The following is a 24,329-nucleotide window of genomic DNA, read 5'->3' as shown; positions in this document are numbered from 1 at the left end:
CTGAGCTAACATCTGCCCTATCCTACTGGTTAACAGCAATAAATTTGTAGATTTACTGTCAAAATTTTCACCTGGCCATGATCAGCGAAACCGCCCCCCTTACCAGCCTCGATCAGTGGGAAGACGACCTACTGAGCCGCTACCCTGAACCGGAGCACAAATCAAAAGAAGATTACCGAAATTATGACTCACCGGAGCGCGACACGGTTCGGGAGTTCTATCGGCTCAACCATACATACCAAACCTACGATTTTGTTCGGGAGAAAGAGCGCGAATTTCTAAAGTTCGACAAGAAGGAACTACCGGTATGGGGTGCGATGGAGTTTTTGAACACACTCGTCGATGATTCCGATCCGGACACCGACCTCGACCAGCTGCAACACCTTCTCCAGACGGCGGAAGCCATCCGCGCCGATGGTCACCCCGACTGGTTTGTGTTGACGGGTTTCCTGCACGACATGGGCAAAGTTCTGTGTCTGTTCGGTGAGCCGCAGTGGGCCGTTGTTGGCGACACGTTCCCCGTGGGTTGCAAGCATTCCGACAAGATTGTTTATCCCGAGTTTTTCGCCAATAACCCGGATACTTACGACGAGCGTTATAACACAAAATATGGCGTTTATGAGCCGAATTGCGGCTTGCGCAACGTGCATATGTCGTGGGGCCATGATGAGTATCTATACCAGATCATGAAAGATTACCTGCCCGAACCGGCTCTATACATGATGCGGTATCACTCGTTCTACTCACAGCACCGTGAAGAGGCCTATAACCACCTGATGGATGAGCACGATCACGAGATGTTCAACTGGGTGCGTAAATTCAATCCGTACGATCTGTACTCAAAGAGCCCAAAGCCGCCGGTTGTCAGCGAATTGAAGCCTTATTACGAAGCGTTGATTGCCAAGTACCTGCCATCGACGTTGCGGTTGTAAGGATAAATAAGTAACCTTGCTCAGAAAAAGAACTACCTACCGATAAAACACCGTATCGATGTATCTGGAAGAACGTATTGAGCAAGTTGAACGACAAAGCGAAACCACCGCCCGCGCGGTCGCTGACCTGACCGTGGACGTACGGGCTATCCGTCATGACCAGACTGAAGGCTTTAAACAGGTCAATTTGAGGTTTAATACCATCGATGCCCGGTTCGATAAAGTAGAACGGCGGCTGGATAGAGTAGAGACCGATATTGCGGAACTAAAGCAGGATGTAGGCACCATTAAGCAGACCTTGCAGTTGGTTCTGACTTACCTGCACGAGAAATTGCCTTGACATAACCAGAAAGGTCCAACTTTGTGGCTACAATTCATTGAGGCACAAAGTACACAGCTAATCTTTGTGTACTTTGTGCCTTGATTTTTTAATTGCTGTCGATGCTGCTCTTCTTCATCGCTCTCTACCTTTTTTCCAATGTGGCTGTCGGGGCCTGGGCTGCCCGACGTGTGACGAACTCCCAGGATTTTGTCCTAGCGGGTCGGCGATTACCCTTGTTTCTGGCGGCCTCTGTTACGTTTGCCACCTGGTTCGGCTCGGAAACGATAATGGGCGCACCAGCCATGTTTGTAGAAGGTGGTTTGTTGGCCGTTATCGAAGAACCGTTCGGATCGTCGCTCTGCTTGTTTCTGGTCGGCGCTTTTTTCGCCCGTCCGCTTTATCGGTTGAGCATCACCACATTCAGCGATTATTTCCGAATTCGGTTTGGCCGGTCGGCTGAGTTATTGTCAGCGTTGATGGTTATCCCTTCCTATTTCAGCTGGATTTCAGCCCAGCTTGTCGCCATCGGTATCGTCTTAAGCGTTGTCACCGACGTGCCCCGCGAATACTGCATTATTGCCAGTGCAACGATCGTGATGATTTATACACTGCTGGGTGGTATGTGGTCTATTTCGGTCACGGATTTCTTTCATAACCTGATCATTATCCTTGCTTTAGCGGTGCTAGGTGTTATGCTGTGGCAGGAAGTAGGCGGTTGGGAAACCATCCAGAAACGAACCCCGCCTGGATTTTTCCGATTCATTCCCCAGTCAACCGGTAAAGACTGGCTTGCTTATGTGGCGGCCTGGATAACTATTGGCCTCGGCTCTATTCCTCAGCAGGACGTTTTTCAGCGGGTTATGGCGGCCAAAACCGAAAACACCTCGGTTCGAGCTTCTTATCTGGCATCGGGCATGTATTTGACGGTAGCCATGCTGCCCCTCTTCATCGCGCTTAGTGCCCGGTTACTACACCCCGACCTTCCCAAAGACAATCAGCTGATTATTCCGAACATGGTCATGCGCCATGGCAGTATGCCGTTGCAGGTGTTGTTTTTCGGGGCCGTTACGTCGGCCATTCTCAGCGTATCGAGTGGCGCGATTCTGGCGCCGGCCACCGTCTTTGGGGAGAACGTCGTCAAGTTTTTTCGTCCCGACATCAGCGATAAAAATTTGCTGAAAACAATCCGCTGGGCAATCGTTGTCATTACGATCATCTGCGTGCTGATGAGTACTACCCGCGACACGACTATTTTCGATCTGGTTGGTGAGTCGTCAGCGTTTAGTCTGGTTTCGTTATTTATACCACTCGCGGCTGGCATCTACTGGAAGCGCGCCAATCTAACGGGATGCCTTTGGTCAATGACGATAGGCTTTAGCGTCTGGCTTTTTTGTTTATGGCTGAAAACGGAGCACTCGCCAATGCTGTGGGGCTTGCTGGCCAGTACGATTGCCATGATCACAGGAAGCCTGCTCAGCCAATCGGCCCAGCGAACCACACAAGCCGTATAATCCCAGACTTGAATCAATCGATTAATTCGTCTATGGTAAAAATTGCGATCATTAGTGATATTCATGCCAACTTACCGGCCCTCAAGGCTGTGCTGAACGACCTCGGCGAGCGGAAAATAGATCAGGTCTTTTGTTTAGGCGATTTGGTTGATTTTGCGCCCTGGCCCAATGAAGTGATTGAGTTGATCAGACAGGAGCGAATACCGACGCTGATGGGTAACCACGACGAGCGAATTGCATTCAATTACCCCATCGTTCCGCTGGCAAAACACAACGGTTCCGAAACGACGGCCAGAACAGCCGCTATTGATTATAGCCGCCAGGTAATCACACCGGAGAATAAAGCCTTTCTAGCCAGTTTACCCCGGCAATTACAGTTGCGGTTTTCCTTCGCGGATGTATCAATCAATGTCCTGCTGGTACACGCCAGCACACGAGCCATCGACGAATACATCTATGCAAACCACGATCCGGACGATCTGAAAGCAATAATGAGCGAGAAAGAAGCGGATGTGCTGATTATGGGGCATACGCACCGGTCCTACATTCGCGCTCTACCGGACGGGTCAGGTTCGTCAGACAAGAGGTTTTCTAAGGTGGCCATAAACTGCGGTTCGGTTGGTCGTTCGAAAGAAACGAATCCATTTGCAACGTACCTGATCATGACTATCTCGGGCGAAAAAACTGCCTTTGGTCCAGATTCGCTAACATTCGATCTGGTTCACGTCACATATCCCATTCGGGAAACCATCGACAGTATCTATGCCAGTACCATTCCTGATTTTTACGGCGACTACCTAGCCGGAATTACGCAGGATTTCCTCTCTGAAACCAAGGTTTGACTGATCAGTTGGTGAAAAAATCGGTAGACTACCCTCTATCTCATACATCCAGCAATCGCCGGTGGTAGTTGATCTGGCCAAGGTGGTACGTCAGGTGCGTTGTTAGATGCACCAGCAAATAGCCGGTCGTGGTCGTCTCGTCAAAAACGAGAATCGGGTATTCCTCGTCAAGTTGCCCGGCGGTCAGCGAATCAAGTGCGTTATCGACAACATGAATCGTTTCGTCAATCTTAGCGACGAGTTCTGTTCTGGGAATGTTCTTTAGCGAGAATTCAAGCTCGCGGTGCCGGACATAGCCTGTCCCGCCCAGTTCGGCACCAACGTAGGTATTCAGATTTCCGATCAGATGCAGGCAAAGATTCCCGGCGGAGTTTGCAATTCCCCGTTCGATGTGCCAGATGACCGACTTGTCTTTGTAGGCGTTTATCTCCTGCTTCAACCGGTTCAAATCCCGGCCAAACAAGGCTTTAAGCGTTTGTATGAGCATTAGTTCAACGGGTTTATTGTAATCCGGGAGTCGCTACCCAAAGTACTGCTGCTCGATCCGGCCAACGTACCCTAAATACGTGGCTGAACTGAACCACGGCTGAATTTTCAGGCCAATGTTTGGGTAAAGATTCAACTGATCCAGCTCCGCGATCGGTTTCCAGGTCAGTTCGAGCGCGGTTGTTTCGGCAGGATTTAGCGCAGGCTCCCCCTGCAGATTTCGAGCCGCAAAAACGACGTGCAGAACGTCATCGTTTCGCTGGGTCAGCAGCATTTCACCGGCCAGAATCATTTCGCTAACATCGACCGAAACGCCTAGCTCTTCCCTGATTTCGCGGATAACGGTTTCGGTTAAGATTTCACCCCGGTCGGGATTACCACCGGGCAACGCGTAAACATCCTGACCGCCATAGTTGTAGCGCATCAGCAACACTTCGGTTTGGCCAGCATTTTGTCGCCAGATGAGGGCAGACGGACGAACTTTCATAAGAGCAATGTATAAAAGAGCGGTCGTCCTTCCCAATTTTTTGTTGGGAAAGGCGACCGCTGTAAAAAAACTCACGAGCTTCGGCTCCGTAAGCTTCGGGATTAATTCAGTTCACGGGTGGTTTCAAACAGGAACCATACCCGGCGTTCGGTTTCGTCGATGTAATTTTCTAGCAAACTTGCCGTCGCTACGTCTTCCGCATCGTCGCAGATCTGGTGCGTATCGCGCATGTTCTTAGCCATTTTTTTGTTCTCTTCGACCAAGTCCAGTAGCATGTCTTTCGGGGCGACAAAATCCTCATCATTGTCTTTTACCCGTTGCAGCTGCGCAATGTGCGCTACCGAACGAATTGTATTGGCTCCCAGCTTCCGTACGCGTTCGGCCAATGGATCGATCGTCGCGAAAATCTGTTCGGCCTGCTCGTCCAGCAACAGATGGTAATCGCGGAAATGTCGACCCGACATATGCCAGTGGTAATTTTTCGTTTTGATGTATAGTGCGAACGAATCGGCTACTAGTCGGTTCACAGATTCAGCCACCTTTTCACGACCTTTTTCTTTCAGATCAGAAGGAGTGTCCAACACTTCGTTTTGATTTATGGCGTTCATGACTTATTGGTTTTGTATCCAGATTTCTCTACTCAGAAAACCCCATGCACGCCCAATTGTTTGTTAAGATTGTCTTAAAAACGAGCCATTGCTTTCTCTGCTACCGTCTTCCCGATGGATAACGACGAGGTAGCAGCTGGCGAAGGTGCATTGACCACGTTGATCGCCTTATCCGTTTCCAGAATAGCGAAATCATCGAGCAGACCACCCGTACGATCGCAGGCCTGCGCCCGAACACCCGCCCCACCCGGCTCTAAATCCGACTCCTGAATTTCAGGAATCAAGGCCTGCAACGCTTTGGTGAAAGCCGCCTTCGAGAATGACCGATACATCTCCCCCAAACCCGTTTCCCAATACCTAACGGCTACCTTCTGAAAACCCGGCCACGATAGCGTTTCGAACAATTCTTTTAGATTGATATCCGACTTGGTGTAGCCTTCCCGCTGAAATGCCAGCACCGCATTCGGACCGGCTTCTACCCCCCCGTGAACCATGCGCGTGAAGTGAACCCCCAGAAAAGGAAAATTCGGATCAGGGACCGGATAGATCAGGTTTTTGACCAGGTATTCCTTTTGCGGTTTGATCTTAAAATATTCACCCCGGAAGGGCACAATGCGCACATCAACGGCTTCGCGCTGGGTTAGCTGAGCGATCTTATCCGAGTACAATCCCGCGCAGTTAACGACCAGTTTCGTTTCGTAACGGGCTTTATTCGTCACGACAATGCTCATACTCGTGCCCGGTGTTACTTGCTCAACGCGTTCGGCCAGCCGAATTTCTCCGCCTAACAGCTGAAATTTTTCGGCGTATTTATCCGACACCTGTTTATAGTCGATGATGCCCGTCTGTGGCACGAACATCCCCGCAACACCCGTGACGTGCGGCTCGATCTCGCTCATTTCGGCTAACGATAGCTTTTTTAGACCGGTCAGTCCATTGCGCTGGCCCCGGTCATACAGCGTGTCGAGTTGAGGCAGTTCTTCCTGCTTGCTGGCGACGACAATTTTACCACAGAGGTCATACGGAATCCCTTCAGCGTCGCAAAAGTCGATCAGCATGTGATACCCCTGAATGCAGTTGGTTGCTTTCAGGCTGCCGGGCTTATAATAGAGTCCCGAGTGGATAACTCCGCTGTTGTGGCCAGTCTGGTGGCGGGCCACAGCCGGTTCCTTCTCAATCAAAACGACTCTTAGTTGGGGTCGTTGCTGTTTTAGTTGCAGGGCTGTTGCTAATCCCACGATGCCCCCGCCAATAATTACTACGTCTGTCATGCCCAAAATGGCTAAATGCCAACGGCAAAGGTACGGCGTAACCGGCGTTTATTGCTATAAAAGGAACGGAACAAACCAGCAACGTCGCTCCTTCCTATTATTCCTATACGTCAGAACGATTAGCCGGGTAATACTACGTTAATTGCCCCTGTACCCAGTCCAGCCCACGCCCGTAGAGCGCGTGAGCGAAGTGAACCCGATTGTCAAAATCCGCATTGCCAGTACGGCCATCGGCCATGAACTGCTGAACGAGTTGGGCATTGTCCATTGCCTGGGGATTTTCGTACTGTGCATCGCTCTCCGTGCGGAATGATGCAAACGGGGCAGAGTCGCCTTCGAAATGCTGGTGGAACAGATGCCCACGCGGTGTCCGGACCGCACACAATATACCGCTCGACCGACTGGTCGATGGGGAAAGGCTACCTTCCAAACCACGTTTGAGTACGATAGCTGCGTCAAAACCGGCCAGTAGTGCCAGTTCAGCCATTTTCATCTGGTACGTGATGTGAAAAACTGACGTTACCAGGATCTGCGCGTGGCAGGGATTCAAAACTTTTTCCAGCGTAGCCAGAAAAGGTCGCTTTATAATGATGTGCCGGCGATCTACCCAGTGATTGAGCGCTGGCGACAACGCTTTCTGGTCGAGAACCCAGCCGTAGCGATCCAGTGGCGTATCAAGTTCGTGATTGCTTTGCAAAAACTGACAGCCCAGATGCATATATAAATCAAGTGCGTTCAGGGTAAATTTCGGACCACTTGAACGGCCAACCATCGAAACAGCGCCGTAACCGCGTTTCTGAAAAAAATGACCCAACAAAGGCGTGATCAGGTAACTGTTATCGACTCCATCGAACGGTTCGGCCAGTTGTACCAACGGGCGGTCAGCACAACTGATTGGGGCAAATCCAGGCGAAAACGTCTGTTCTGCGGCCTTCATCAGTCCCTGATACTCTTCATTGGTTTCATGCCTGACACGCATGATACTAGCCGCCAATCCCCGAAAGGTTTCACAATCACCACTCCCAAACAGGTAATCGCCTAGTTGATGCGCTTCGCTGACCTGCAAATTATGCCCTCGTACTAATTTTGTGGCTATCGGATGCAAACCAACCGGCAAATCAGGACACACTTTATTGATAAAAAAGGTAGGATGCGAAAAAGCACCCTTTCCGATTACCTCTTCCAATGCCATCTCGGCGGGTGACGGTCCCTTCGCAATCAGTGCACCCAGAAAAGCACCCCGTTGGAGTGGATGCGAGGCTGGATCTTCCAGCGCTGCCCGGCATTCGGCCAGTAGCTCAGGCGTAAGCGGCTTACTACCGTATTTGCCAATGCCAATATGTTTAATACCCCGACCTAGTGCGGTATCGACGGGCGCATCTAAAGCTACATTAACGATTGACATACGATATAAAGGGAGGATATGTGTAAGTTCGTAAAAGTAAGTATAACGTAGTGAACTACTTATGTACGGTCAAATCAAGCGTGTGGCTACCGTTGGCGTCCTTATTTTCTTCTCTAGTCGTTAGACGACCCGTGTGCAATCGATCCTACGTTCGGCTTGTACAGTTTAGTGATCCGGTTTTAGTGATCGACGGCTCTATTGAGTAGGGTAACAATATTCAGCGATAAAAAGCGGAAATTAGTAGGTAATGGTGACAAGGGGACAGCGTTTTATTCACGTTCTGCAAGCAGCCAGTACCACTTTAAATTCGCATACTTTAACTGCTGAATAGATAGCAAATTACAGACTCTTAACTATTACTTCAAAATTTTTTCTACATAGTAGCCATATAAATACATATATTATTTTGCATTTACATTATTTATTAAAATTTCACAAAATGACTTACTATCGTTCTGATCAACAAGCCGCATTATTGAACAAAATAACTACTGATGCTCAAAAATCGTTAAACCAGACAGCGCTCAACTCAACTGCGCTATAAAACACTGTCGCCGGGACATACCACGCCAATTTGAACGTTACTATAGGAAGGCATCGATCCAATTCATGAGATAGCCCTGCCTGTGAACTGACAGAAAGCGTGTGTCCGGATATAGCACAACGTTTCCGGTTCGGCATAAACCCGTTACTTTTACACCTAAACTCTTTTTTCAGCATAGATGGCGGAACGCATCACCTACGGCAAAACGTGGTGGGGACAGCAATGGCTCAACGCGCTGACAAGCATTGACATGGCAAATCGGTTGCCCCGGGGCAAAACGTACGCCAACAAAGGGGCTGTGCAGGGATTGACCATTTCGGATAACCAGATCTCAGCCTCAATCAAGGGGTCAGCCCCCCGCCCTTACCGGACCAAGTTAACGGTACAGTTATTTACCGAAGCGGAAAAGGAAAGCTTCCTGACTGAAATCCGGGAAAATCCAGCCATCTTAGCCCAACTCCTTAATCGCCAGTTACCACCCGAACTTATCGAATTCGCGAATCGGCAGGGAACGCAGCTGTTTCCCCATTCATTCAGGGATTTGATTATGGGTTGTTCCTGCCCCGACGAGGCCGTGCCCTGTAAACACCTCGCGGCCGTTATTTATGTAGTAGCGAACGAAATCGATCGCAATCCATTCCAGGTATTCCTGCTGAAAGGGCTTGATATTCTGGCGGAGTTACAGAAAGGACAGCCCGAATCAGTTGCAGGCAGTATGAACACTGTGCTGTCATTTCACGAAATCGGTACCGATGATTTACCGGATGACGAAGACTGGCGACCAAACGATAAAATTCGCGCAGGCATCGACTTTGCCACGATTCCTCCACTGGCCGATCAGTTGCTGGGCCTCCTATCAACCGATGTGACGTTTACCAAAAGTGACTTTCATAAGTCGCTCAGCAAAGCCTATAAATTATTCAGCAAGCCACTGGCCGAAAAGCCCTTCGTACAGTCGGCATCAGCGGATGAACCGCATCCTAACCCGAGCGACAGCATTGAGCTGCAACTCGATGAGGTAATGAAGGTAAAGAAGATCAGCATGTTCAGCGAGCACGGCGATCCCCGTTCCATTGCCGGGTTCACCATGAGCGATCTGACCAACTGGCTCGATAAACTCACCGAAGCCGACTGGCCGGAGATGAGCGATTCCGTGCGGGCACTCTACCTGACCCGCCAATTTGCCGCGGCCTTACTACGGCGGGGGGCTATCGTCCCACAGTTGCTTCGCGTGGGTCCAACGGAAGATCAGTACCGGGTGCGCTGGCTACCCGCTACCCTGAACGAAACGATAAAAGACCTGACCAGCCAACTGGCAACCCAGATTCCACCAACCCTTTTAACGGTACGCTGGCAAAAAGAATGGCTGGCCTTACCCAATGATCAGCAGGTGCTGACACTCTGCTCGTTGTTTTTGCGTCGGGTCATCAAACCTAATACGATTGAACTCTGGGAACGTTGGCCGCTGGAAGATGCCGACCGTTTGTTCTTCGGCGTTGAAACGTTGCGCTTCGAAGGGTTTGGCCGGAAAGAAATGCCACTGGCCATTCAACTCTGGCTCAACGATTTTTTTCTGACCCACAAGCGGTTCGTTCCGATTCTGGCCGTCGAAGACAGCGAACTCGGTGACGAGTTTCGAATTAGTCTGCTCATTCGCGACCGCGAAGCATCCGATACAGCGGCAACACCCGACCAGCCGATTCCGTTGGCTGACCTACTCACAAAAAAGAAACACGAGCGAATTCGGATGGCCGTTTTGCAGGATTTACTGGTTCTGTCGCGGCACTTCCCCGATCTGGCAAAACTTACTAAAATAGGCGCACCTTCTTATCTGGCCTACTCGCCGGATCAGTTTGTGCAGGTGTTGCTGGAAACGCTCCCCCGAATGCAGTTGCTGGGCATTGCGCTGTGGCTGCCCAAATCGCTGCAACATTGGGTCAGACCACAAGTGGGCGCACGACTCAAAGCCAAAGTCACGGACAAGAGTGCCTTCATGCGTCTGGAAGATATGCTCACCTTCGACTGGCAAATTGCCCTTGGCGACGAGATGGTGGGCATTAAGGAGTTTCAAAAGCTGGTCAGTACCTCGAAGGGCCTTGTCAAAATCAAGGATCAATACGTGCTGATCGACCCGGCGGAGCTGACCAAGCTTTACAAACAACTCGAAAATCCGCCCGAGCTAACGGGCTCTGATTTGCTGAAAGCGGCCCTGGCTGAAGAGTACAAAGGTGCCCGAATTGGCTTATCGGCGGAGGTCAGAAAGCTGGTTAAACAGTTCACGGACAGCGAAGCACAACCACTCCCCGACGCGCTAAACGCCACCCTTCGTCCGTATCAGCAACGCGGGTACGATTGGCTCGTCAAGAACACAAGCCTGGGTATGGGCAGTTTGCTTGCTGACGATATGGGCCTGGGTAAGACCATCCAGATCATTGCCTTACTGCTGAAATTCAAGCAGGAAGGCCGTTTTAAAAAGCAAAAAGGGCTAGTTGTCCTGCCGACAACACTACTCACCAACTGGCAGAAAGAGATTGCCCGCTTCGCCCCCGATTTGAAAGCCCGTGTTTATCATGGGTCGAATCGGAAACTACCCGCCGGTACCGGTAAGGAAAACGACTACGATTTACTGCTGACGACCTACGGAGTGATTCGATCAGACCTCGATACGCTCAAAAAACTGACCTGGGCAACCGTCGTTATCGACGAAGCGCAGAACATTAAGAATCCGGACACCGAGCAGACAAAAGCCGTAAAAGCCCTGAAAGCACCGATCCGCATTGCGCTCAGTGGCACGCCCGTCGAAAACCGGCTGTCGGAGTTCTGGAGTATTATGGATTTCGTCAACAAAGGGTATCTGGGCGGATTGGGTAAGTTCAATGAAGATTTTGGCAAGCCCATTCAGCAGGAGCGCGATCACCAGAAACTTGATTTGTTCCGACGCGTAACGAGCCCCTTCCTGCTCCGGCGGGTTAAAACGGACCGTACCATCATCAGTGACCTGCCCGACAAAATCGAGAACAACCAGTTTTGTTCCCTCACGACGGAACAGGCAGCACTCTATGAGAGTGTCGTGCAGGAAAGTCTGCGATCGATCGAAGAAAAGGATGGTATCGCCCGCCGTGGTTTGGTCCTGAAACTGATGACCGCTCTAAAGCAGATCGGCAATCATCCGCACCAGTACCTGAAGCGTGGCAACAATGCGCCAACGCTTTCCGGCAAAGCAACGCTACTCCTCAACCTGCTCGAAAATATTTACGCCAGTTCCGAGAAAGTACTGATATTCACGCAATATCGCGAGATGGGTGAGCTGCTACAGCAGTTTATTCAACAGGCCTTCGGTACGCAACCCTTGTTTCTACATGGCGGAACATCGCGCTCGGAGCGTGATGAGATGGTGGAGCAGTTTCAGCGCAATCGAAGCGACCACACGTTCATTCTGTCGCTCAAAGCCGGTGGTACGGGGCTAAACCTGACGCAGGCAAATCACGTCATTCACTACGATTTGTGGTGGAATCCGGCCGTCGAATCCCAGGCAACGGACCGGGCATTCCGGATTGGTCAGACCAAAAATGTGCTCGTCTATCGACTGATGAACCAGGGAACGCTCGAAGAGAAAATCGATGCCATGATCCGATCGAAGCGTGAACTGGCCGACCTCAGCGTCAAAACGGGCGAAACCTGGCTCGGTGATCTAAGCGATGCCGAACTGAAAGAACTGGTGAGCCTGGGGTAAGTTTCTCATCTCGGCAAATCACCGCGTTTCAGCGCCTTAACGGCATAATCAGCCGCGCGGGCCGATAGTGCCATGTAGGTCAATGATGGGTTCTGGCAGGGTGACGATGTCATGGACGCGCCATCGGTGCAGAACACATTTTTGACGATATGGTGCTGGTTGAACTTGTTAAAAACCGAATTTTTCGGACTGGTGCCCATGCGGGCCGTTCCCATTTCGTGGATGCTCAGCCCTGGATGTGCCTGACTATCGAAGCCGTTTATGTTCGAAAAACCGGCTTTCTCTAACATCGCAACGGCCTGCTCCTGCGCATCTTTACGCATAAGCGTTTCGTTTTCGCGGTAATGCACGTCCATTTTCAGGACGGGTTGCCCCCATTTGTCGGTTACGTCTTTAGTCAGCGAAACGCGGTTGTCTTCGTAGGGCATACATTCACCGAAGGCATCCAGCGTTATTTTCCAGGTACCAAACTGCGTCGCTTTTTCTTTGAAGTCAGCACCAAAACCGTCTTCATGGCGGGCGTGATCCCAGTTTTCGCGATTCGTATATACTTCAAAGCCGTATCCACGCGTGTACTGCTGTGGCCGTTGGCCAGGTAGGTTTCGGAAACGGGGAATGTATAATCCAGCCGGATGGCGACCATAGTAGGCTTTATCCAGATCGTGGTTATAGTCCGCCGTGGCGCCCACGTGAAAGTGGTGATCCATCAGATTACGACCGAGCTGTCCGCTATCGTCCATGCCGTTTGGAAACCGTTTCGAGGTCGAGTTCAGCAGGATATAGGTCGATCCCAGCGCCGACGCATTCAGGAAGATAACGCTGCCGTAGAACTCATGCCATTGGTGCGTCTGCTCATCAATCACCCGGATCCCGGTAGCCCGTCCCAATTTCTCATCATAAATAATCGAGTTGACGATAGAATGCGGGCGAACGGTCAGGCGTTTGGTTCGACGAGCCGCCGGCAACGTGGCGGATTGCGTGCTGAAATAAGCGCCGTAGGGACAACCGCGCATACACAGGTTACGATATTGACATTTGGCACGGCCCAGGTTCGTCTGCTCCTGCGTAGGCGCGGTCAGGTGAGCCGCCCGCGCCGAGATAACTTTCCGGTCCCCGAACTGCTTATTGATGGATTGCCGAAAATGCTGTTCGACGCAATTATCGGGCATAGCGGGTTGAAACTGTCCGTCGGGCAGGTGCGGAAGACCATCGCGATCACCGGCAATTCCGGCGAACTTCTCGACATAATCGTACCAGGGCGCAATGTCTTTGTAGCGAATAGGCCAGTCGGTGGCAATACCCTCTTTGGCATTCGCTTCGAAATCGAGATCAGAAAAGCGAAACGAATACCGACCCCACATCAACGACTTACCACCCACGTGGTAGCCCCGAATCCAGTCGAACGGCTTTTCTTCGACGTACGGATTGTCCAGATCATTGACAAAATGCTGATGTGTGGCTTCCGTGATGGTGAACCCCGTCCGATTTTGCACTGGGTAGCGTTTCAGTACCTCCGTCGGCATTTCCAGATTATGATGCGGAAAATCCCAGGGATTCATGGTAGCCGTGTGGTAATCTGACACGTGTTCAATCATCCGCCCCCGTTCCAGCAGAAGCACATTCAGTCCTTTCTCACACAGTTCCTTGGCCGACCAGCCGCCACTGATGCCGGAGCCGACAACAATGGCATCAAATTTTTTGCCGGATGGAATCGGCGGCTGCGCGGTTGAATTTGAGCGGTTCATGGGGCTTAGCGTTTTGTTGGAACAGACAAAGTTAACCAATCACGGACGGACTTAGTAGCGCTACTCTTGCAGAAAAGCGGCAATTTCCATACCCCACGCAATGCCGATATGAATCAGCAGTCCGCCCCAGATACTACGCGTGCTCAATGCCAGCACACCCAGTAGATAACCGCCAAACAAAGACGATATTGCTTCGCCCAACGGTCGCCCGAAATGAATGGTACAATACCAGACAATCATGGGCAATACGGCCCCGCGTCCCAGCACCCGACTCATGCCGATAACCAGAAATCCGCGAAACAATAGCTCTGTCGGTACGAAATCCCAGCCGTAGCACAGTTCATAAATCAGCATCGTTACCCATTCGGGTACACCAAAAAACTCGTCAGCGTTCGTGTCGTGGTAGGTTGGATAGGAGGCCAGAAAATCCGGCTGAAAGGACGCCAGTGTAATCAGCGGTATCATCAACCCCAACAGAATCAGATACAGAACCAACCCTTTCCGCTTTGGAGCCATGCCGTAAAAATTCGTCGGATTCCGGTCAACAAGTTTGTAAAATACGTACAGCGGCAGCACGATGGTCAGCACCGACTGGAGGTTATGCAGGCAGTAATAGGCGAACGCGTAAATCTGCCCGTTGAACAGCTGGCGGCTCCATTCGCTATGGGCGTAGAAGCCCGAATAGATCGAATAACAGATGAGTGCCCAGCCACTACGCTGCCAGAATTCCCGGTTTCGCCAGATGTCGGACCGCCGGTGGAAGTGGGTCCAGAGCCAAACGCTGACGTAATATGCCGTGGCGTAGAGCAAAAAATACAACACCGGCCAGCGCGGATCACCCTGAAACGTGTCGATATACGAATCTTCGAGGTCGATGTAGTAATTAACGGACAGTAAGAAAGCAGCCCATAGCGCCGTAGCCAAATAAAGGTCGGGTCGAAAGTCGGTGCGGAGATGATCGCGAAGGTCGCGCCAGAGAGTTTTCACAAAATAGTACGGAAGGAAATTGGTTACGGATCGGCGAATAGACTGCAAAATACCCTTATTTTCGGCGCGTCTTTCGACTTTATAGCACTTAGCAAGATATGTCAAAATTTGTCGATCAGGTAGCGTTCATCACGGGTGCCGGTTCGGGCATCGGTCGGGCAACGGCGCTGGCCTTTGCCAAAGCGGGCGCGCAAGTCGCGGCAACAGATGTTAACGAAACAACTGGTAACGAGACGGTTGCTTTGATTCAAAAACTGGGGGGCGACGCTTTTTTTTCAGTCTGCGACGTCGCGGCTCCGGACCAAATTGACGCGGCCATTGAGCAAACGGTCCACACCTACGGTCGGTTGGATATCGGCATCAACAATGCCGGGATCGGCGGACGGTTTGCCCGATTGCTCGATCAGACACCCGATGATTTCAATCAGCTAATGGCGATCAACGTCGGTGGCGTTTTCTACGGCATGCAAGCCCAGATCAGACAGATGTTGAAACAACCCGAAAATGTCCATCGCGACCGGGGAAAAATTGTCAATGTATCGAGTATTGCGGGCGTTCGGGGCATGGCGATGGGCGCACCGTACAGCGCGTCGAAGCACGCGGTCATTGGCCTGACTAAAACGGCGGCCCTGGAATACGTCAAAAAAAACATCCGCGTCAACGCCGTATGCCCGGTTTATACGCATTCAGCCATGGTCGATGACCTGATCAACGCAGCGCCGAACATGGAAGAACGAATGCGTCGAGTTATTCCTATCGGGCGATTCGGACAACCCGAAGAGATTGCCCAGGCTATTTTGTGGCTCTGCTCCGACGAAAATGCGTTTTGCACCGGGCAGACCATTCAACTGGATGGCGGTATGACGGCGGGGTAATGGGTATCAGTTGCGATTGGCCAACTCCTCGATCGTAGTCGGAACCTCGGGTTCGCCTTTAAAAAAAGTACCTTTTTTGCCCTGCGTCAGTGCCCAGCGGTGTAGCCAGGAGATGCCGCCCTTCCCATAAAAATGATCGACCGATTGATAGGCGGTATCGCTCAAAGCTTTCTCCAGTGACACAAATGCGTAGCCGCGTTCTTTTAGTCTGGCCAGCAACGTATCGAGATAATCAGCGTTGATGGCATTGGCGTGGATCAGCAGCGTCTGCGAAATTGGCCGGTCAAAGAGCGAATCGCTCTGGGCTTCGTAATAGGCCACACAGTTCATCATATAGTCCACATAGGTTTTGCCTACGCGGGCAGCCAGCACCGTATCGTTCACCAACAGCGCGTTAGCATAAGCGCGGGAAAACAGCCAGTCCGAATTGTCGATGGTGACCGGTGCTTCGCGGTAACCACGTCGTTTTAGGAAGGCTTCGAGCGAATCTTTCTTGGCCTGCGTATCCCCTTTCCGCAGGTACGGGTGCCGAAAATAGCGGAAGGGTTTACCGCGCTTTTGCACCAGCCCTTTCGTGATCTGCTCGCCACCAATCACATCAGCCTTTAGTTCGTCGAACGAAACAAGGTTGTAATCTTTATGAGCCAATGTATGATTGCCAAGCTCAAGCCCGGCATCCAGCCACATCGACAACAGCTTGATCCTGTTCGGATCGGGTTGCGAGTTGGTCCGCAGGAAATCGCCGATGACAAACCCGACGGCGGGCACCTGGTAAGCCGTTAGGTGACGTAGTATTTTTCGGGTCAGGTTTTGCTGCGCTTCGGAGCTGGTATGGTATTTCGATACCGTTGGCAAATCATCAACCGTGATGGCCATCTGCTTCTGGCCGTTTACCGTTGTCGCCAGCAGGACGAAAATACACGTCAGTAATCGCATAAGATTCCTTTTCGATAAAGCTACTACTTGAAAGTCAATGGTTACGAATGCCGCAGCCATTCCTCTTCCTTGGTCCGCATCAGCGCTTCTTCCTCGTCGGTTTTGTCACCATACCCGCATAGATGAAGCAGACCATGCGCCAAAACCCGGCGCATTTCCTGCTCCGCCGGAACGCCCAGTTGGGCCGCATTGTCGGCTACCCGATCGACGCTGACAAAGATATCCCCTTCGATTTTACCTTCTTCTTCACTCTGATCGAACGTGATAATGTCGGTGTAATAGTCGTGTTCCAGGTAATCCCGGTTGACTTGCAGGACGTATTCGTCGGAGCAAAAAATATAGTTTAGGTCACCTACTGCGTAGCCCTCCCGTTCGGCCTGTTGTTTGAGCCACTGCCGGGTTGCCTGCTTCTGCGGTAGTTTGTAAGGAACGTCTTCGTTGAAAAACCGAATCATATATACGTATCTTTAGCTAAGCTGTCGACCACCACCCAACCCAAATTAAGGCGTAAAGATAAAGACCAGATCACGATGAATCATGTTAATAGCCTATACCCAATAAGAATCCATCCATGAAAGCGATTTATCTCCCTGGTATACACCAGCCAATTCAGTACGTTGATAGGCCAATGCCCACCGCCGGACCGGGCGAAGTGCTCATCAAGCTCAACGCTGCGGCCCTCAATCACCGTGACCTGTTTATTCAGCAAGGGCTATATCCTGGCATCAAATTGCCTGTCATTCTGGGATCTGATGGTGCCGGGGTGGTCGCCGAGGTTGGCGAAGGCGTGGATTCCGTCTGGCGTGGTCAGGCCGTGATCATCAACTGCGGGCAGAACTGGGGTGAGAATCCAAAATTTTACGGTCCTGATTTTCGCATTCTGGGGATGCCCGACGATGGCACGTTTGCGGAGTACGTAACGGTTAGTGCAAATTACATTTACCACAAACCGGCTCATCTTTCATTCGAGCAGGCGGCTGCCATTCCGCTGGCGGGTGTAACGGCCTGGCGTACGCTCATGACACGCGCGGGGCTGGCCTCCGCTCATAGTGTCACGCCCGAAAAAGTGCTGATCACCGGTATTGGTGGCGGGGCTGCTTTATTCGCCCTGCAATTTGCGGTGGGTGCGGGTGCTGAGGTTTGGGTAACCTCAGGCTCCGACGAAAAACTAGAGCAGGCCAAAAAGATGGGGGCCGCCGGGGGCGTCAATTACCGCGAACCGGACTGGGCCAAACAACTCAGTGCCCAGACCGGCGGTGGCCAGGGTAGCAGCCTGACAAGGGGCTACTTCGACGTTATTATTGACAGTGCGGGTGGCCCAAACTTTGCCCGGTTGGTCGACCTAGCGGCTCCGGGCGGACGCATCGCGTTCTACGGAGGAACGACGGGTAACATTACTGACGTCGTTCCGGCCAAAGCCTTTTTCAAGCAACTGAACATCTTCGGATCGACGATGGGAACCGAACACGAATTTGCGGATATGATCGCCTTCGTAAGCGAAAAAAAGATCGTTCCCGTAATCGATGAGATCTTTTCATTGGCCGATACGGAACAGGCCATGAGTAAGATGAACGAGGGTAAACAGTTCGGAAAGATCATTCTGAAAATCAGCGCATAACGATAAACAACCAGAAATGTTTGACTTATTATTGGTCCACTGAATCATTTTTTATCGAAAGATTTCCAGTTATGACTAGTTATCCACAGAGCGAGTGTGGATAACTAGCGTGTTATACACATTTTGGCAATTGATCACTTTTACCATCGATCGTTCAGCCGGTCGCTTTACCTTTGCGGTCATGACTGAATCGATACTCTCTATCGCCCAAACGTTGACCGATCGTTTAGCGGCCCGGCGTCAGTCTGGCCTGTTACGGCAACTGCGCACCGCCGATGGTCTCGTTGACTTTTGCTCGAATGATTACCTCGGCTTTGCCCGTTCGCCGGTGCTCAGAACGATGATTCAGGAAGCGGATTCAACCCATACACGGTTGCGGACTGGTGCGACGGGATCCCGATTACTGGCTGGTCAGACGCAGCTGGCCGACAGCGTGGAGCAGGAGTTAGCGGCATTTTACCAAACCGAAGCCTCACTGATTTTTAACTCGGGTTACGATGCCAATCTTGGGCTGTTAGCGTGTTTGCCGCAGTCGGGGGATACGCTCATCACGGACGAACTTATCCATGCCAGCATGATCGACGGGGCGCGGTTGAGCTACGCCACCCGGTCTCGTTTTCGGCATAACGACCTGAACGATCTCGAATCGAAACTTCAACAGGCTAGTAACTCGACTCAATCGGGTCAGGTATTTGTCGCCGTCGAATCGGTTTATTCTATGGATGGCGATCAGGCTCCGCTCGGCGAACTGGTCCGGCTTTGTGAGCGATATGGCGCGGCATTGATCGTCGATGAAGCCCATGCCACGGGCGTCTACGGACCAGCGGGTGAAGGCCTGGTGGTGGCGCTGGGGCTCGCCGATCGCGTACTGGCGCGGGTGCACACATTCGGCAAGGGGCTGGGCGTTCACGGTGCGGTCGTGGTTGGTTCGGCCTTGCTTCGTGATTACCTGATCAATTTTGCGCGACCGTTCATCTATACAACTGCCCTCCCACCGCATAGCTTACTGGCCATTCGTTACGCTCATCAGTATGTACAGGCAGCAGCAGACACACGTGATCAATTACAGACGATCATTCGTTATTTCCAGCAGCGCGTAGCGAGTGAGCGGCCGGGAACCAACTGGACAAACAGCCCATCACCCATTCAGTGTCTGCTCATTCCGGGCAACGAGCAGGCCCGACAACTTGCTCAGCAGGCCCAGCGGGCAGGCTTTGACGTGCGGGCCATTCTGAGCCCAACCGTACCGATCGGCCAGGAGCGATTACGGATTTGTCTGCACGCCTTCAACACTGTCGACGAAATCGACCGATTGATTACCGTGTTACCTGTAACTCCCTTACCAAACGAATTATATGCTACCTGATCATTTCCCAACCCAACTTATCGTCGCTGGTATCGGTACCGAGATCGGAAAAACTGTTGTATCGGCAATCCTAGTCGAAGCGTTGCAGGCTGACTATTGGAAACCCGTTCAGTCCGGTGCGTTGACCGATTCGGATACCGAAACGGTTCGTCAACTGGTGAGTAATTCAACGGCGCAATTCCATCCGGAAGCGTATCGACTTACTCAGCCGCTGTCACCGCACGCAGCTGCCGATATCGACGGTATTCATATTGACCTTAATTCGCTTGCTCTACCAAAAACGAGCAATGCACTGATTGTCGAGCTGGCGGGTGGTTTGATGGTTCCGCTCAACGATCATGAGTTGAACATTGATCTGGTTCAGCGACTCGGGCTGCCGGTTATTCTGGTGTCCCGTAACTATCTGGGCAGTATTAACCATACGCTGTTGTCCGTTGAGGCTTGTCGCAGCCGCAACATTCCGATTGCTGGTATTATTTTCAACGGTCCGACGGTTACGACTTCGGAATCGTTCATTCTAACTTATACAAACCTTCCCTGCCTTGGCCGAATCGGGCAGGAACCTACTTTTACACAAGATGTTATCCGAAAATACGCCAACCAGTTTACAGAATTTATCGGAACGCGATAAAGCCGTAATCTGGCATCCATTCACCCAGATGCAGACGGCTCCGCTGCCCATTCCGATTGTGCGGGCGAATGGGTCGGTACTCTACGACGCCGATGGCCGAGAATACCTCGATATGGTTGCCTCCTGGTGGGTCAATCTCCACGGACACGCGCATCCATACATTGCCCAACGGGTTTCGGAACAGTTACAGGTGCTGGAGCACGTCATTTTTGCGGGTTTCACGCATCAGCCCGCCGTCGAACTGGCGGAACGGCTACTCGCGTTGTTACCCGCTAATCAATCGAAAGTTTTCTATTCCGACAACGGATCGACAGCGGTTGAGGTCGCCCTGAAAATGGCGTTTCAGTACTGGCATAATCTGGGTGCACCGCGTTATAAAGTGATTGCGTTGGAAGGAGCGTACCACGGCGACACGTTCGGTGCGATGGCAGTAAGTGGCCGAAGTGCATTCACCGCACCGTTTATGCCGTTTTTGTTCGACGTTGAGTACCTGCCAACGCCCATTGCCGGTCAGGAAGACGCGGTGCTCGACCAGGCGAAGAAACTCTTCACAAACGAAGTCGCGGCCTTCATTGTCGAACCGCTGGTGCAGGGCTCCGGAGGCATGGTCATGTACGAGCCGGGCGTTCTAAACGACTTATTTAGTCTGGCTCGTCAGCACGGAACGCTCGTTATTGCGGATGAAGTGATGACGGGATTCGGGCGAACGGGGAAGCTATTTGCCTCGGATCATTTGCGGGAAAAACCGGATCTAATGTGCCTGTCGAAGGGACTGACCGGCGGAACAATGGCACTGGGTGTAACAACTTGCACCCAGGTGATCTATGACGCGTTTCTGTCCGGCGACAAGAGCAAAACGCTTTTCCACGGCCACTCCTTCACGGCTAATCCCATTGCCTGTACGACTGCTTTAGCCAGTATGGATCTGCTGCTATCCGCCGAAACACAGGCCAGCATCCAGCGGATCAGCGAAAGCCATGCGGCATTTGTTCAGAGACTGCGCACGTATTCAACTGTCGATAACATCCGGCAACTGGGCACGCTACTCGCTTTCGACCTAACGGCGGGTGGCCAAACGTCTTACTTCAATAGCATTCGCGATCAGGCGTATACGTTTCTGCTTGATCGGGGGGTGCTGATGCGTCCGCTAGGCAATGTGCTGTATATGATGCCGCCTTACTGTACCACCGACGAGCAGTTGCAGTACGCGTATGCGCAAGTTGAGAAGCTGTTAGCGAGTTTATAACGAATTAGTGGAGTGAGGGAAGCTGGTCGTATGCCGTGTCTCATAGATACGGCATACGAGCTTCCCCACTCCACTAATTCAACTGTCGGGTCGTGTATTGATCAACGATGTCACTCGGGTGGATTTCGAGAACGTTGGCCAGTACCAGCAGAACGAGCGTTCGGGAAGCAATCCGGCGGGAGATTCCCGCTATCGACGCGAACAGATCGACTGTGATGGTATCGTGTTCGCCGAGATGCTGCATGAGCTTATGTTCTTTCTCACCGTAGTTGAACCGAATGTCGCGATCAGCCTGCTCCCCTTTGAGGATTTCACGCACTTCGCGACTAGCCTGCACCGACTTGTCAGCTACCCGGACATAAACTTTCTTCGTTTCGGGTTCGGCCGGATCGGGAATGATGTAATGCGGACGGGTTGGGCTGGGGGGCACCCGAATCACGAGCACTTCACGTTCGTCGTAGAGTTGAACACGATCGATAGTGTAGCTGATTCGCGGGAAGCAATATTTATTGATGGCCCGGACGAGCAGGTATTCGTCCTCATCGGCGTATTTCAGCCCGACAATCTTTTTGTCGTCGCCGATGCCGATCAGCATAATGCCGCCATTCGTGTTAGCGAAAGCGACCACACCCCGGATAATTTTCTCGGGATGGTTCGTTTTCAGTTTGAACTCTAAATTGCTACCCTCTCCCCGTTTGACCAGGTTTTTAAGCGCCTGATGGTCCATATCTGATGGGTTCATCTGGTTGAGCACTGAATTGGGATAAAGATACGTATTTCCGTGAATCATGCAACTATTCGTTGTGTATCTCTATTTTCCGTTAAAAAGTCAGCTTACTCAAACCAACTTTTCAATAAAACAAACCGTTACTAGGTAGTAATTGGTGACTGAGCGACGCTCAATTACTACTTACCTTTGTCTACTTAAATAACACAAAAATGCTGCTAAACGTTGTCTTGGTGCTAGGGACTTTTCTGTTTATGGAGGGTGTCGCATGGTTCACTCACAAATACGTAATGCACGGTTTTCTATGGGATTGGCACCGCGATCATCACAACCATCACAAAGGTTTTTTTGAGCGAAACGACCTCTTTGCGGTCGTATTCAGCCTGACAGCCATTGGCCTTATCCTCATTGGGGTAGATATTCCAACCTTGAATTTTCTGACCTGGATTGGCGCGGGGGTTACGTTATATGGTCTCTTCTACTTTATATTTCACGATGTTATCGTTCACCGACGGGTGAAGATGAAGATCGACACGAGTGGCCGCTACATGCAACGCATCATGCGGGCACATTACGTTCACCACAAAGTTCACACGAAACAGGGTGCCGAAGCATTTGGATTCCTGTATGCGCCCAAAAAATATGATCGGTCGGTAAAGAACACATCGACAGCAAACGCTGTAAAGGAACAGTAAGTGTATATAATGGCTGGATGATCGTAGTCGCCGGTCAGCGACAGATCATTTGATGTAAAAACGAAAGGCGTAACCCACTCATTGGATTACGCCTTTTAATTTTTGATTTGAAGACTGTCCAGCCGGCTCAGTACTCGTCTTCGTTGAAGAAGAAGTCGTCTTTGGTCGGATAGTCCGGCCAGATTTCTTCGATGCTTTCATACGGTTGGCCGTCATCTTCAAGCTCCTGTAAGTTTTCGACAACTTCCAGTGGGGCACCGGAGCGGATCGAATAATCAATCAGTTCGTCTTTAGTGGCAGGCCAGGGAGCATCTTCCAGGTAGGATGCGAGTTCGAGTGTCCAGTACATAGTGTCTTCAGTATTTAATGACTATTTTTCAATGAGGGTGCAAAAGTAAAAAAACGGTTAATATCCAAGCACTTTTCAGCAAAAATGTTTGTAAACGCCTTTAGACCGGCATTTAGGCCATTAACAGTCATTCCTTACTTTTGTTTTAATCTCCAGGCAAATCTGGTTGCGAAGAGAACTTTCAGTTAAAATACACACTTTTCGCACGAGTCAATGCATTTGCCCTTACTATTTTCTATTTACTTATCGCTTTTTGTTCTTACTCTTGATCAAGTCCAGCATGCAAATTGAAGTTTGTGCTTATTCATTTGACTCCTGCCTGACGGCCCAACGCGCCGGAGCCGACCGTATTGAACTGTGTGGTGGCCTGAGCGAAGGCGGCACCACACCCAGTGCCGGCCTGATTCAACTGGCCCGTCAGCAGCTGTCTATCCAGTTATTTGTGATGATACGCCCACGCGGGGGTGACTTTCTCTATTCAGCGACCGAGCTTGATGTGATGCGAACCGACATCGCAGTTGCCAAATCGCTGGGTGCCGATGGTGTTGTATTCGGTATTCTGCAAGCCGACGGCACTGTCGATGAAGTGACGACCAAAGAACTCGTTGATCTGGCCTATCCGATGCAGGTTACCTTCCATCGGGCTTTTGATATGACCCACGATCCGGTAGAAGCGTTGGAAGCCGTCATTCGTACGGGTGCCATCCGCATACTTACGTCTGGGCAGCATCCTTCCGCCGAGTTGGGTGTGGCTGTACTTCGTCAACTGGCCGAGCAGTCCGCCGGACGAATCGAGATCATGGCTGGCGTTGGCGTTTCGGGCCGGAACGCAGGCCAGTTCACGACCATTGGTCTGGATGCGCTGCATCTGAGCGGTAAAAGCAGTCAGCCAAGTCCTATGATTTATCGTCGGCCCAGCCTACAAATGGCGTCGGCTATACTGGGCGAATACGAACGTATCGAAGCCAGTGCCAACGCCATTCAACGCGTGGTGGAGCAGGTTAAGCCCTGAT

At 51.4% G+C, this 24,329-nt stretch carries 23 protein-coding genes; 12 read left to right on the top strand and 11 right to left on the bottom strand.

All coding sequences use genetic code 11. The features are described 5' to 3' along the window. Window positions 1-77: 77 nt before the first annotated feature. From GK091_RS17595 to GK091_RS17580, 4 genes are all read left to right on the top strand, one after another. Complete coding sequence (locus tag GK091_RS17595; protein WP_164041211.1) at window positions 78-932, top strand: inositol oxygenase family protein; 855 nt, start codon at window positions 78-80, stop codon at window positions 930-932. Between the two features lie 58 nt (window positions 933-990). After that, window positions 991-1,272, top strand: coding sequence for a hypothetical protein (locus tag GK091_RS17590; protein ID WP_164041210.1), 282 nt, complete (start codon window positions 991-993; stop codon window positions 1,270-1,272). Between the two features lie 101 nt (window positions 1,273-1,373). Beyond that, window positions 1,374-2,765, top strand: coding sequence for a sodium:solute symporter family protein (locus GK091_RS17585; RefSeq protein WP_164041209.1), 1,392 nt, complete (start codon window positions 1,374-1,376; stop codon window positions 2,763-2,765). 32 nt (window positions 2,766-2,797) lie between these two features. Beyond that, window positions 2,798-3,607, top strand: a complete 810-nt coding sequence (locus tag GK091_RS17580) for a metallophosphoesterase family protein (RefSeq protein WP_164041208.1) — start codon at window positions 2,798-2,800, stop codon at window positions 3,605-3,607. A gap of 40 nt (window positions 3,608-3,647) precedes the next feature. On the opposite strand, the gene GK091_RS17575 is transcribed toward GK091_RS17580, so the two are convergent. The 5 genes from GK091_RS17575 to GK091_RS17555 all read right to left on the bottom strand — a co-directional run bounded on the left by GK091_RS17575 (window position 3,648) and on the right by GK091_RS17555 (window position 7,864). Next, window positions 3,648-4,094: a DinB family protein gene (locus tag GK091_RS17575; RefSeq protein ID WP_164041205.1), complete on the bottom strand. Its 447-nt coding sequence runs from the start codon at window positions 4,092-4,094 to the stop codon at window positions 3,648-3,650. Between the two features lie 33 nt (window positions 4,095-4,127). Beyond that, the gene (locus GK091_RS17570) at window positions 4,128-4,580 is read right to left on the bottom strand and encodes an NUDIX domain-containing protein (protein ID WP_164041203.1); all 453 of its coding nucleotides are present in this window, start codon (window positions 4,578-4,580) and stop codon (window positions 4,128-4,130) included. A 101-nt stretch (window positions 4,581-4,681) separates the two neighbouring features. Further along, window positions 4,682-5,188: a Dps family protein gene (locus tag GK091_RS17565; protein ID WP_164041201.1), complete on the bottom strand. Its 507-nt coding sequence runs from the start codon at window positions 5,186-5,188 to the stop codon at window positions 4,682-4,684. A 74-nt stretch (window positions 5,189-5,262) separates the two neighbouring features. Continuing rightward, complete coding sequence (lhgO, locus tag GK091_RS17560; protein WP_164041199.1) at window positions 5,263-6,459, bottom strand: L-2-hydroxyglutarate oxidase; 1,197 nt, start codon at window positions 6,457-6,459, stop codon at window positions 5,263-5,265. Between the two features lie 133 nt (window positions 6,460-6,592). Next, window positions 6,593-7,864, bottom strand: coding sequence for an anthranilate phosphoribosyltransferase (locus GK091_RS17555; protein WP_164041195.1), 1,272 nt, complete (start codon window positions 7,862-7,864; stop codon window positions 6,593-6,595). Window positions 7,865-8,586: 722 nt separating this feature from the next. Here GK091_RS17555 and GK091_RS17550 point away from each other — a divergent pair. Then, the gene (locus GK091_RS17550; RefSeq protein WP_164041192.1) at window positions 8,587-12,141 is read left to right on the top strand and encodes a DEAD/DEAH box helicase; all 3,555 of its coding nucleotides are present in this window, start codon (window positions 8,587-8,589) and stop codon (window positions 12,139-12,141) included. A gap of 5 nt (window positions 12,142-12,146) precedes the next feature. On the opposite strand, the gene GK091_RS17545 is transcribed toward GK091_RS17550, so the two are convergent. Continuing rightward, on the bottom strand, window positions 12,147-13,886 hold the full coding sequence (locus tag GK091_RS17545) for a GMC oxidoreductase (RefSeq protein WP_164041190.1): 1,740 nt from the start codon (window positions 13,884-13,886) through the stop codon (window positions 12,147-12,149). Window positions 13,887-13,946: 60 nt separating this feature from the next. Further along, on the bottom strand, window positions 13,947-14,873 hold the full coding sequence (locus GK091_RS17540; protein WP_164041188.1) for a CPBP family intramembrane glutamic endopeptidase: 927 nt from the start codon (window positions 14,871-14,873) through the stop codon (window positions 13,947-13,949). A 98-nt stretch (window positions 14,874-14,971) separates the two neighbouring features. On the opposite strand from GK091_RS17540, the gene GK091_RS17535 reads away from it, so the two are divergent. Further along, window positions 14,972-15,748, top strand: a complete 777-nt coding sequence (locus tag GK091_RS17535) for an SDR family NAD(P)-dependent oxidoreductase (protein ID WP_164041186.1) — start codon at window positions 14,972-14,974, stop codon at window positions 15,746-15,748. A gap of 6 nt (window positions 15,749-15,754) precedes the next feature. Here the strand turns inward: GK091_RS17535 and GK091_RS17530 are convergent, their stop codons facing one another. Together GK091_RS17530 and ybeY are read right to left on the bottom strand one after the other, a co-directional pair. Next, window positions 15,755-16,684, bottom strand: coding sequence for a polysaccharide deacetylase family protein (locus tag GK091_RS17530; RefSeq protein WP_164041184.1), 930 nt, complete (start codon window positions 16,682-16,684; stop codon window positions 15,755-15,757). Between the two features lie 41 nt (window positions 16,685-16,725). Then, window positions 16,726-17,139, bottom strand: a complete 414-nt coding sequence (gene ybeY, locus GK091_RS17525; protein WP_164041182.1) for an rRNA maturation RNase YbeY — start codon at window positions 17,137-17,139, stop codon at window positions 16,726-16,728. A 116-nt stretch (window positions 17,140-17,255) separates the two neighbouring features. On the opposite strand from ybeY, the gene GK091_RS17520 reads away from it, so the two are divergent. The 4 genes from GK091_RS17520 (at window position 17,256) to bioA (ending at window position 21,545) form a co-directional block, all read left to right on the top strand. Further along, window positions 17,256-18,302 carry a zinc-binding dehydrogenase gene (locus GK091_RS17520; protein ID WP_164041180.1) on the top strand — a complete coding sequence of 349 codons (1,047 nt, stop codon included), beginning with the start codon at window positions 17,256-17,258 and terminating at the stop codon, window positions 18,300-18,302. Window positions 18,303-18,483: 181 nt separating this feature from the next. Next, window positions 18,484-19,668, top strand: coding sequence for an aminotransferase class I/II-fold pyridoxal phosphate-dependent enzyme (locus GK091_RS17515; RefSeq protein ID WP_164041179.1), 1,185 nt, complete (start codon window positions 18,484-18,486; stop codon window positions 19,666-19,668). After that, complete coding sequence (gene bioD, locus GK091_RS17510; RefSeq protein WP_164041177.1) at window positions 19,658-20,299, top strand: dethiobiotin synthase; 642 nt, start codon at window positions 19,658-19,660, stop codon at window positions 20,297-20,299. The genes GK091_RS17515 and bioD overlap by 11 nt, the downstream gene beginning before the upstream one ends. Continuing rightward, on the top strand, window positions 20,247-21,545 hold the full coding sequence (bioA, locus tag GK091_RS17505; protein WP_164041174.1) for an adenosylmethionine--8-amino-7-oxononanoate transaminase: 1,299 nt from the start codon (window positions 20,247-20,249) through the stop codon (window positions 21,543-21,545). Before bioD ends, bioA begins: the two co-directional genes overlap by 53 nt. A 73-nt stretch (window positions 21,546-21,618) precedes the next feature. Here the strand turns inward: bioA and GK091_RS17500 are convergent, their stop codons facing one another. Continuing rightward, entirely contained in the window at window positions 21,619-22,287 is a 669-nt protein-coding gene (locus GK091_RS17500; protein WP_164042871.1) for an AlbA family DNA-binding domain-containing protein, read from the bottom strand. 197 nt (window positions 22,288-22,484) lie between these two features. Here GK091_RS17500 and GK091_RS17495 point away from each other — a divergent pair, with 197 nt between their 5' ends. Continuing rightward, the gene (locus GK091_RS17495) at window positions 22,485-22,967 is read left to right on the top strand and encodes a sterol desaturase family protein (RefSeq protein ID WP_164041172.1); all 483 of its coding nucleotides are present in this window, start codon (window positions 22,485-22,487) and stop codon (window positions 22,965-22,967) included. Window positions 22,968-23,094: 127 nt separating this feature from the next. Here GK091_RS17495 and GK091_RS17490 read toward each other — a convergent pair whose 3' ends face one another. Then, window positions 23,095-23,316: a DUF2795 domain-containing protein gene (locus GK091_RS17490; RefSeq protein WP_009284883.1), complete on the bottom strand. Its 222-nt coding sequence runs from the start codon at window positions 23,314-23,316 to the stop codon at window positions 23,095-23,097. Between the two features lie 280 nt (window positions 23,317-23,596). Here GK091_RS17490 and GK091_RS17485 point away from each other — a divergent pair, with 280 nt between their 5' ends. Continuing rightward, window positions 23,597-24,328: a copper homeostasis protein CutC gene (locus tag GK091_RS17485; RefSeq protein WP_164041169.1), complete on the top strand. Its 732-nt coding sequence runs from the start codon at window positions 23,597-23,599 to the stop codon at window positions 24,326-24,328. Window position 24,329: the final 1 nt, after the last annotated feature.

This window comes from Spirosoma agri (assembly GCF_010747415.1).
GTDB classification, from domain to species: Bacteria; Bacteroidota; Bacteroidia; order Cytophagales; family Spirosomataceae; genus Spirosoma; species Spirosoma agri.
This window is presented reverse-complemented; position numbering and strand designations above follow the sequence as displayed.

Bases quoted from the DNA above. Each gene is read 5' to 3' on its own strand.
- GK091_RS17495 (WP_164041172.1), top strand. From the start codon at position 22,485: ATGCTGCTAAACGTTGTCTTGGTGCTAGGGACTTTTCTGTTTATGGAG.
- GK091_RS17530 (WP_164041184.1), bottom strand. From the start codon at position 16,684: ATGCGATTACTGACGTGTATTTTCGTCCTGCTGGCGACAACGGTAAAC.
- GK091_RS17570 (WP_164041203.1), bottom strand. From the start codon at position 4,580: ATGAAAGTTCGTCCGTCTGCCCTCATCTGGCGACAAAATGCTGGCCAA.
- GK091_RS17565 (WP_164041201.1), bottom strand. From the start codon at position 5,188: ATGAACGCCATAAATCAAAACGAAGTGTTGGACACTCCTTCTGATCTG.
- GK091_RS17520 (WP_164041180.1), top strand. From the start codon at position 17,256: ATGAAAGCGATTTATCTCCCTGGTATACACCAGCCAATTCAGTACGTT.
- bioD (WP_164041177.1), top strand. From the start codon at position 19,658: ATGCTACCTGATCATTTCCCAACCCAACTTATCGTCGCTGGTATCGGT.
- GK091_RS17575 (WP_164041205.1), bottom strand. From the start codon at position 4,094: ATGCTCATACAAACGCTTAAAGCCTTGTTTGGCCGGGATTTGAACCGG.
- GK091_RS17550 (WP_164041192.1), top strand. From the start codon at position 8,587: ATGGCGGAACGCATCACCTACGGCAAAACGTGGTGGGGACAGCAATGG.
- GK091_RS17555 (WP_164041195.1), bottom strand. From the start codon at position 7,864: ATGTCAATCGTTAATGTAGCTTTAGATGCGCCCGTCGATACCGCACTA.
- ybeY (WP_164041182.1), bottom strand. From the start codon at position 17,139: ATGATTCGGTTTTTCAACGAAGACGTTCCTTACAAACTACCGCAGAAG.
- GK091_RS17585 (WP_164041209.1), top strand. From the start codon at position 1,374: ATGCTGCTCTTCTTCATCGCTCTCTACCTTTTTTCCAATGTGGCTGTC.
- GK091_RS17580 (WP_164041208.1), top strand. From the start codon at position 2,798: ATGGTAAAAATTGCGATCATTAGTGATATTCATGCCAACTTACCGGCC.
- bioA (WP_164041174.1), top strand. From the start codon at position 20,247: ATGTTATCCGAAAATACGCCAACCAGTTTACAGAATTTATCGGAACGC.
- GK091_RS17515 (WP_164041179.1), top strand. From the start codon at position 18,484: ATGACTGAATCGATACTCTCTATCGCCCAAACGTTGACCGATCGTTTA.
- GK091_RS17485 (WP_164041169.1), top strand. From the start codon at position 23,597: ATGCAAATTGAAGTTTGTGCTTATTCATTTGACTCCTGCCTGACGGCC.
- lhgO (WP_164041199.1), bottom strand. From the start codon at position 6,459: ATGACAGACGTAGTAATTATTGGCGGGGGCATCGTGGGATTAGCAACA.
- GK091_RS17500 (WP_164042871.1), bottom strand. From the start codon at position 22,287: ATGAACCCATCAGATATGGACCATCAGGCGCTTAAAAACCTGGTCAAA.
- GK091_RS17535 (WP_164041186.1), top strand. From the start codon at position 14,972: ATGTCAAAATTTGTCGATCAGGTAGCGTTCATCACGGGTGCCGGTTCG.
- GK091_RS17545 (WP_164041190.1), bottom strand. From the start codon at position 13,886: ATGAACCGCTCAAATTCAACCGCGCAGCCGCCGATTCCATCCGGCAAA.
- GK091_RS17595 (WP_164041211.1), top strand. From the start codon at position 78: ATGATCAGCGAAACCGCCCCCCTTACCAGCCTCGATCAGTGGGAAGAC.
- GK091_RS17590 (WP_164041210.1), top strand. From the start codon at position 991: ATGTATCTGGAAGAACGTATTGAGCAAGTTGAACGACAAAGCGAAACC.
- GK091_RS17490 (WP_009284883.1), bottom strand. From the start codon at position 23,316: ATGTACTGGACACTCGAACTCGCATCCTACCTGGAAGATGCTCCCTGG.